The following is a 9,201-nucleotide window of genomic DNA, read 5'->3' as shown; positions in this document are numbered from 1 at the left end:
TTAATCTAATGATATAATACAATCAAATGTAATATTATAGAATAAAAGGTATAATGATTTGAAATTTGAATTATAAATAATTATAGAAAATTTAGGATGTATTAATAGAAACACAGGGCAATATTAAAAGGGGGTTACATAGATGGGGAAAAGTGAGCTATCTGAAGAGGATATTAAAGCAAGATATATTACACCTGCAATTGTTGATGCAGGATGGAATATAAAAAAACAGGTTCGTTTGGAATATGCTTTTACAGCAGGAAGAATAATATTACGTGGAAATATTACTACAAGGGGAAAGCAAAAAAGAGCAGATTATGTCTTATTTTATAAGAATAACTTCCCTTTAGCTGTTATTGAAGCAAAAGATAATAATAAACCAGTTGGAGCAGGACTACAGCAGGCAATTGAATATGCAAAGGCTTTAGATATTAGTTATGTATATGCATCTAATGGAGATGGATTTGTTGAGCAGAATTTAATTACAGGTGAAGTAAGAGAACTTAGTCTTGATGAATTTCCTTCACCAGAAAATCTTTATAAGAGATATTTAAAAGATAAGAACATCTCAGATGTAGAAGAAAAAGCAATGCTAGAACCATATTATTATGTACCTAATTATAAAAAGCCTAGGTATTATCAGCGTATAGCTATCAATAGAACAGTAGATGCAGTTGCAAGTGGTAAAGACAGAGTTTTACTTGTATGTGCTACTGGTACTGGTAAGACATTTATGGCATTTCAAATAATATATAGATTATGGAAGGCTGGTATTAAAAAGAAAATACTATTTTTAGCAGATAGAAATGTATTAGTAGATCAGACTATGACTGGAGATTTTAAACCTTTTGGAGGAAAAATGACTAAGGTTGAAAATAGAAAGTTAGATAGTTCATATGAAATTTATTTAGCTTTATATCAACAACTTTCAGGTGAAGATGGAGAAGAGGCATATTTACAATTCAAGCCTGATTTCTTTGATCTTATAGTTATTGATGAGTGTCATAGAGGAAGTGCAAAAGAAGATTCATCATGGAGAAAAATACTAGATTACTTTTCTTCAGCTACACACGTTGGATGTACTGCTACTCCTATTGAAACTAAAGAAGCTTCAAGTCAAACTTATTTTGGAGAACCAATCTATGAATATTCATTAAAGCAAGGAATTGAAGATGGATTTTTAGCTCCTTATAAAGTAATCAGAGTAGGATTAGATAAAGATTTAGAAGGATATAGACCTGAAGCAGGTAAAAAAGACAAGAATGGATATGAAATTGAAGACAGGGAATATAATGTAAAAGATTATGATAGAACTTTAGTAATTGAAGATAGAACTAAAGTAATTGCTGCTAAAGTTACAGAATTTCTTAAGAAGACTGACAGGTTTAGCAAGACAATTGTATTTTGTGTTGATATTGAACATGCTGAACGTATGAGGCAGGCTTTGATAAATGAAAATAAAGATTTATATTCTCAAAATCATAAATATATAATGCGTATAACTGGAGATAATAATGAAGGCAAAAGCCAGTTAGAGTATTTTATTGATGAAGAAAGTACTTATCCAGTTATAGCAGTTACAAGTAAATTAATGACTACAGGTGTAGATGCTAAAATGTGCAAGCTTATTGTATTGGATAACAATATTAATAGTATGACAGAATTCAAACAAATCATTGGTAGAGGGACAAGACTTCTTGAAGAAAAGGGAAAAACATATTTTACAATTATGGATTTTAGAAATTCTACAAGATTATTTGCTGATCCTGATTTTAATGGGCCACCAGAAGTTGTTATTGATATTAATGGAGACGATCCAGTTGTAGATCCAACAGATGAAGGGATTCCGGATGAAGATGAAACAGAAAAGATAGAAAAAGATGGACAACCATATGGTATAGGTGAGGAAAACAATTCAGGAGAGTCTGAAGATGATGACAAACCTAAGAAGTATTACATAAAAGATGTATGTGTCAAAGTACTTTCAGAAAGAGTTCAATATATAGATAAAGACGGGAAGCTTATAACAGAAAGTCTTGTTGATTATTCTAAGAAAAATATATTAAACAAATATGCAAGTCTTGATGATTTTCTTAAAAAGTGGTCTGAAGCCGAAAAAAAACAGGCAATTATTGATGAATTAGCAGAAGAGGGAGTATTATTGGATGCTATCAAAGAAGAAACAGGTAAAACTGAACTGGATGATTTTGATTTAATATGCCATCTTGCATATGATAAAGCACCTCTTACAAAGAAAGAAAGAGCTAACAATGTAAAGAAGCGTAATTATTTATACAAGTATTCAGATATGGCTAATGCTGTACTTGAAGCACTTCTTGATAAGTATGCAGATGATGGAATTAAAGAAATTGAAGAAACAAAGGTACTTCAATTAAAGGAATTTGCTAAGTTTGGTAGTCCAATGAAGATTGTTAAAGAATTTGGTGGAAAAAAAGGTTATCAAAAAGCTGTTAGAGAGTTAGAAAATGAAATTTACTCAGCTTAAAGACAGTAGATATAAATTCAAAATAATGAAAGCAGGTAGATTTAAAAATGGCTATAACAAGTTTTGTTAAAAGAATTCAGGATGTAATGAGAAATGATGCAGGAATAAATGGTGATGCACAAAGAATAGAACAGATAGTATGGATTTTATTCTTAAAGATTTATGATGCAAAGGAAGAAGAATGGGAACTATATGATGATGAGTATGAATCAATAATTCCAGAAGGACTTAAATGGAGAGACTGGGCTATAGATGAGAAAGATGGAAAAGCACTTACAGGTGATGCATTACTGGATTTTGTTAATAATAAGTTGTTTCCTATCCTTAAAAATGTTGAAATAGATGAAGAAATGCCAATGAGCAAGATAATAGTTAAATATGCATTTGAAGATGCTAACAACTATCAAAAAGATGGGATACTTCTTCGTCAAGTTATAAACATTATTGATGAAATTGATTTTACTGAATATGAAGAAAGACATGCATTTGGAACTATATACGAATCCTTCCTAAAAGATCTTCAGAGTGCAGGAAATGCAGGGGAATTCTATACACCTAGAGCAGTAACAGATTTTATGGTTAAAGTTATAAAGCCTGTATTAGGAGAAAAAATCGCAGATTTTGCATGTGGTACAGGAGGATTTTTAGTATCTGCTCTTAATGTTTTAGATGAGCAGGTTGGTAATTCTCTTGAAAAAAGGGAGATATACAATAATTCAGTTCATGGAGTTGAAAAGAAAGCATTGCCTCATATTTTATGTGTTACAAATATGCTTCTTCATGATATTGATAATCCAGATATAATTCATGGAAATACATTAGAAACTGATTATAAAGAATACAGACATATGGAAAAATATGATGTTGTACTTATGAATCCTCCATATGGTGGAAATGAAAAGGAAAGTGTAAAATCGAATTTCCCAAGTGATTTAAAAAGTTCAGAAACAGCAGATTTATTTATGAACATAATAATGTTCCGACTTAATACAAATGGAAGATGTGCAATTATCCTTCCAGATGGATTCTTATTTGGAACAGATAATGCAAAGGTTAATATAAAAAAGAAACTTATTAGTGAATTTAATCTTCATACAATAATAAGACTTCCACACAGTGTATTTGCACCATATACATCTATAACAACAAATATATTATTCTTTGATAATACGCATCCAACAGAAGAAACATGGTTCTATCGTTTGGACATGCCTCAAGGATATAAGAATTTTTCAAAGACAAAGCCAATGAAACTGGAACATTTTAATTTAGTATTAGATTGGTGGGATAACAGGGAAGAAATAGAGGTGGATGGATTCCCTAAGGCTAAGAAATATTCAGCAGAAGAAATTGAATCATTAGGATATAATCTTGATTTATGTGGTTTTCCACATGAAGAAGAAGAAATATTAGAGCCAATGGAGATTATAAGCCAGTATCAGGAAAAGAGAGCTTTTTTAAATGCTGAAATAGACCATGTATTAGAAAAAATTACTTCTATGCTTGGAGGTAATTAAGATGAACGGACAGGATTTAAAAAACAGTATACTTCAGCTTGCTATTCAAGGGAAACTTGTAGAGCAAAGAGCAGAAGAAGGGACAGCTAAAGAACTTATAGAAAAGATAAAGGCAGAAAAAGAACAACTTATTAAGGAAAAGAAAATAAATAAGGAAAAACCTCTCCCTAAAATTACTGAAGAAGAAATTCCTTTTGAAATTCCTGAAAGCTGGGAGTGGGTGAGACTTGGCAATATAATTTCAATTGAATCAGGTAAAGGACTGACTTCTAAGCAAATGAAGGGCGGAAGTATTCCTGTATATGGTGGAAATGGAATAACAGGATATCATGATAAATATCTTGTATGTAAAGAAACTGTAGTAATAGGGAGAGTTGGATTTTATTGTGGGAGTGTTCATATAACAGAAAATAAAGCATGGATTACTGATAATGCGTTTATAACAACATATCCTGAAAAATATATTAATAGAGAATTTTTAGTTTATATGTTGCGTCATATGAAGCTTGGAAAAAATAATAATGCTACAGCACAACCAGTTGTATCTGGGAAAAAAATATATCCATTATTATTTTCACTCGCACCATTAGAAGAGCAAAAACGTATAGTAGCAAAAATAGAAGAATTAATGCCATATATAGAGCAATATGATAAAGCATACACTAAAGTAGAAGCTTTAAATAAAAAGTTTCCAGAAGATATGCAGAAATCAATTTTACAATATGCCATTCAAGGAAAGCTTGTAGAACAGCGAGCAGAAGAAGGAACAGCAGAAGAATTATATAATCAGATTCAAGAAGAAAAAGAAAAACTTATTAAAGAGAAAAAGATAAAGAAAGAAAAGCCACTCCCTGAAATTACTGAAGAGGAGATTCCTTTTGAAATTCCTGAGAATTGGAAGTGGGTGAGACTTGGAGATGTGTTTAGAGTAGTTATGGGACAATCACCTAAGGGAGATAGCGTTTTTGATGGAAATGAAGGAGTAGAATTTCATCAAGGAAAGGTATTTTTTGGAGTGGATTATATAAAAAAATCAAATCAATTTACCACTAAGCCAACTAAAATAGCTGAAGCTAACTCTGTATTATTATGTGTTAGAGCACCTGTTGGAATTGCTAATATTGTTGATAGAGAAATATGCATAGGAAGAGGTCTGTGTGCAATCAAAGGATTTAATGGAATTAGTGAAAAGTTTATACTATATTTTTTAAGAGCTTTAAAAAATGATTTTATTAAAAAAGCTACAGGAACAACATTTGTTGCAATAACTGGAGAAGTAGTAAAAAATCAATTAATTCCTTTACCACCACTAGAAGAACAAAAGCGTATAGTAGCAAAAATAGAAGAACTACTTCCATATTGTAAGCAATTAATTAAATAAAATAGCATAGCTCTTTTTGATATTATTTATATATCAAAAGGAGCTAAATATTTGTCAAATATACTTATTGTGAAGTTAAGTCAAATAAATAGAACTTAACTCATAAAATAAAATGTACAAATAAAAAGAAGAGGAGTATTAATTAATATGCGTTATACATTAACAGAAGCTGAAATTGAAGATACAGTAAGATTGTTGATTGATAAATATAATATATCAACTAATATGTTGAATAAGTTATTAGATAAAAAGTCAAAAAAAGAATCTGAATTTATATTAAACATGAATAATATTGAAACAACCAGAGAAACTTTATGCAGATTATTAGTAATTAGGGAAGGATTAAATTTATTCTCTAACAAAGAATTAAGAAAGAAAATATTGGACAAACTTTCAGATGAACAAATTATAAAGTTATATAATAAATATCCATCTAAAGGAGCAAATATAACAACTGCATCATATATGAGAAAACCTTTGAGTAAAAAAAACTGGGTATCGGGTCAATTATGGGCTAATGATTTTATAAAAGAAGCAGGTTTTCCTATTATACTAGCTGGAATTGCAACAAAAAAAGAAAATACAAAGCAATCTATAGAAACAATAGAGCCTAGAAGAAAAGTTCCTGACTTAGTAGAATACCAGATAAAAATCAAAGAGAAGTTATTGAGTATTTTAAGATTACAGGAAGATAAAACAAGGTGTATGATTTCCCTTCCTACTGGAGGAGGAAAAACAAGAGTTGCAGTTGAAGGTTTTTTAGACTGGATGCAACAAAGATTTGAAGAAGAAAAATATATGGTCTGGATTGCACAAAGTGAAGAACTTTGTGAACAATGTATAAGCTGTATTGAACAGATGTGGAGCAGCAGAGAGTTTATTCTGCCATTAACTATTTATAGATACTTTTCAAAATATGAAATGGATGCAGAAGATTTACATGGTGGAGTTGTTGTTGCAAGTATTAATAAAATTTATAATAGAATCAAAAATGACGATTCTGCAATCAAAAAAATATTATCTAATACTGGTGCAATAATCATAGATGAAGCGCATAGAGCTTCATCTCATATGTATGATGTATTATTTAAAAAAGCTGAAGAATTAACTAATAATAAATTATTTCCAGTATGCGGATTATCGGCAACACCAGGACGTAATACTATTATTTCTGATGATGTTGTTGGAAAATTAGTGGATAGATTTCAAGAAAATTTAATTACACCTGAATTTGAGGATGATGAAAAATATTCTTCAAACCCTCTTGAATATTTTAAAGAACATAAATACTTATCTAAAGTTAATCATATTGTATATAAGTCTAACATTGAATATACGTTAACAGATGAAGAAATCAAAGATCTAGAAGAAAATGGTGAGTATTCACAATCTCATTTAAAGAAACTAGCTTCAGATAATAATAGAAATGCTCTTATAATAAAGAGATTACTTAAGATCGAAAAAAATTCTCCAACATTAGTATATGCTTGTACAGTAGAACATGCTAAATTTCTATCAACAATGTTAAACATTATTGGAAGGAAATCTGCATGTATAGATTCAGATACAAATAAAACAGAAAGAAGAATAATTATAAAGCAGTTTACAGAAGGAACCATAGATTTTCTGTTTAATTATGGTGTTTTAACAACAGGATTTGATGCGCCTAAAACTGAAAATATAGTTATTTGTAGGCCAATAAATAGCAATATACTATATGAGCAAATTGTAGGACGAGGTATACGTGGAACTAGATTTGGTGGAACTGAAGAATGCAATATAATTGATTTTTCAGATAATATACATAATTTAGGCGTACAGCAGGCATATATGAGATTTAAAGACTATTGGGATAATGAGTCTGATGAATATAGAGATTAATGTGATGTAAAGGAGTGAAAATTATATGGATGAAAAATTATTAGATAATGAACTATGTGATTTTATAAACAGAAATTTTCCTAAATGTGCAAATGATTTAAAGGAAGGAATAGAGCTTCTTGAAAATGTTGTACAGAGTAGTATTGATACTATTGAAGAAAAATCGGGTGAAATAATTAAAAAAGAAAGAGATTTCGATAAAGCTGATGAATATAGACAAAAAGAAAATAGGTTAAATAAAATAGCTATAAAGCTTCAAGAGATTATGGACATGCTGAATATTAATGGACAGGATGATGATGTTATAAGTCCTGAAGAAAAGGAAGAAAGGGAAATTCCCAATTATAATGATTATGTTGTTGATTCCAATGTTCAACATACTTTATATGAAGATTTTACACATAAAAGGCCTATAGCTTTTGAACTACTTAATAAAAAGTATAATGTGAGAGATTGGAAGGATATGCTTTTGCAGACTTGCAATGCAGTTTCAGAAATTAATAAAGAAATAATAATGAGTTTTCCTGATAATCAAAGAATGAATGGTAAGAAAGTGACATATTTTGCTTATAACAAAAATGATATAGTGAGAGCACCTAGGAAAATTGATAATATAGATTTATTTGTTTCAACTAATCATAGTGCCAATAGTATAAGAAATATTATAATGAATATATTAAGAGAATATAAGATTTCTATGAATGATTTTAAAATTTATTTGAGGGCAGATTATAGTGAGCTTCATTAATTATAGAAAGGAATGATTTTATTGGCAGATATAAAATATGAAATAAAAGACGAGGTAGGCATAATTTCAGAATCATCAAAAGGCTGGACTAAGGAATTAAACCTAATATCATGGAATGGGAAAGAAGCAAAATATGATTTGAGAGACTGGGCTCCACAACATGAAAATATGGGCAAGGGTGTAACATTAAGTGTTGATGAATTGAAGAAACTAAAAGAATTGCTTAATAATATGGATATTTAATATAAGTAGAAAAAAATTTTAGGGTGCAGAATAATTGACTATTATATTTAAAAAATAATAAGAACATTTTATTGTAAGCATTAAATTTATATATAGTAATGATATTTAATAAATAGTATAAACATTTAAAATAAAAATACCGAGATATTATTAATAGTATAAGTAAGCAATAAATAAAAAGGAGGGGTTATACAACATGTTAGATAAAAAAGTAAGTGAATTATTTAGAGCAAAAGAGGAAAATACTGAAAGATTTGCAAAAGAAGAAAAGCATGAGCTTAGAGGTGAATTTGATAGAGACAGGGACAGAATACTCTATTCAAGAGCATTTAGAAGATTAAGTGGAAAAACTCAGGTATTTCTAAGCAGTGAAGATGATCATATTAGAAATAGATTATCTCATACTTTAGAAGTTGCTCAGATAGCAAGGACTATATCTAAAGCTTTAGGATTAAATGAGATTTTGACAGAAGCAATTGCATTAGGTCATGATATTGGACATACTCCTTTTGGACATGTAGGTGAAAGAACATTAAATGATATTATGAGTGGCTGTGATGCATTAAGAACTGAATATAAACAATGTTTAAGTGATGATCAGAAAGGTTTTAAACACAATTGGCAGAGTATTAGGGTAGTTAAAGATTTGGAAAGCTGCAATAATACCAAACAAGGATTAAATTTAACTAAATATACATTATGGGGAATGTTAAATCATAGTAGTTTAAAATATAAAAAATGCAGATTTTATGATGAGCCAAATTCAAAATGTACATTTAGAGGAAGTTCTGAAGAGTGCAGAAATATAAATAAAACATCTTCTTTGACATTTTATGATAAATATAATGACGTTTTAAAAAATGAAAATATAACAATAGAAGGCCTTATTGTTGCATTATCTGATGAAATTGCACAACGTCATCAT

General features: G+C 29.5%; 7 protein-coding genes. All 7 read left to right on the top strand.

Annotated features, from left to right (window positions below; genetic code table 11):
- The first annotated feature begins 142 nt into the window (after window positions 1-142).
- Window positions 143-2,506, top strand: coding sequence for an EcoAI/FtnUII family type I restriction enzme subunit R (gene hsdR, locus Q0F58_RS15040; RefSeq protein ID WP_294378273.1), 2,364 nt, complete (start codon window positions 143-145; stop codon window positions 2,504-2,506).
- A gap of 47 nt (window positions 2,507-2,553) precedes the next feature.
- A complete protein-coding gene (locus Q0F58_RS15035) occupies window positions 2,554-4,023 on the top strand; it encodes a class I SAM-dependent DNA methyltransferase (RefSeq protein WP_294378271.1) in 1,470 nt (489 codons plus the stop codon).
- 1 nt (window position 4,024) lies between these two features.
- Window positions 4,025-5,404: a restriction endonuclease subunit S gene (locus tag Q0F58_RS15030; protein ID WP_294378269.1), complete on the top strand. Its 1,380-nt coding sequence runs from the start codon at window positions 4,025-4,027 to the stop codon at window positions 5,402-5,404.
- Window positions 5,405-5,551: 147 nt separating this feature from the next.
- Complete coding sequence (locus Q0F58_RS15025) at window positions 5,552-7,285, top strand: DEAD/DEAH box helicase (RefSeq protein WP_294378266.1); 1,734 nt, start codon at window positions 5,552-5,554, stop codon at window positions 7,283-7,285.
- A 25-nt stretch (window positions 7,286-7,310) separates the two neighbouring features.
- Window positions 7,311-8,033, top strand: a complete 723-nt coding sequence (locus Q0F58_RS15020; RefSeq protein WP_294378262.1) for a hypothetical protein — start codon at window positions 7,311-7,313, stop codon at window positions 8,031-8,033.
- Between the two features lie 21 nt (window positions 8,034-8,054).
- Window positions 8,055-8,276 carry a YdbC family protein gene (locus Q0F58_RS15015; RefSeq protein ID WP_294378257.1) on the top strand — a complete coding sequence of 74 codons (222 nt, stop codon included), beginning with the start codon at window positions 8,055-8,057 and terminating at the stop codon, window positions 8,274-8,276.
- Between the two features lie 196 nt (window positions 8,277-8,472).
- Window positions 8,473-9,201, top strand: a 729-nt coding sequence (gene dgt / locus Q0F58_RS15010) for a dGTP triphosphohydrolase (protein ID WP_294378254.1), incomplete at its 3' end; no start/stop codon positions are given.

This window comes from uncultured Clostridium sp. (assembly GCF_934754915.1).
Classification (GTDB): domain Bacteria; phylum Bacillota; class Clostridia; order Clostridiales; family Clostridiaceae; genus Clostridium.
The sequence above is the reverse complement of the archived record's forward strand: the minus strand, read 5'-3'. Positions and strand labels throughout refer to the sequence as shown.

Excerpts from the sequence above, each read along its gene's own strand:
- hsdR (WP_294378273.1), top strand. The coding sequence starts at position 143 with ATGGGGAAAAGTGAGCTATCTGAAGAGGATATTAAAGCAAGATATATT.
- Q0F58_RS15035 (WP_294378271.1), top strand. The coding sequence starts at position 2,554 with ATGGCTATAACAAGTTTTGTTAAAAGAATTCAGGATGTAATGAGAAAT.
- Q0F58_RS15030 (WP_294378269.1), top strand. The coding sequence starts at position 4,025 with ATGAACGGACAGGATTTAAAAAACAGTATACTTCAGCTTGCTATTCAA.
- Q0F58_RS15025 (WP_294378266.1), top strand. The coding sequence starts at position 5,552 with ATGCGTTATACATTAACAGAAGCTGAAATTGAAGATACAGTAAGATTG.
- Q0F58_RS15020 (WP_294378262.1), top strand. The coding sequence starts at position 7,311 with ATGGATGAAAAATTATTAGATAATGAACTATGTGATTTTATAAACAGA.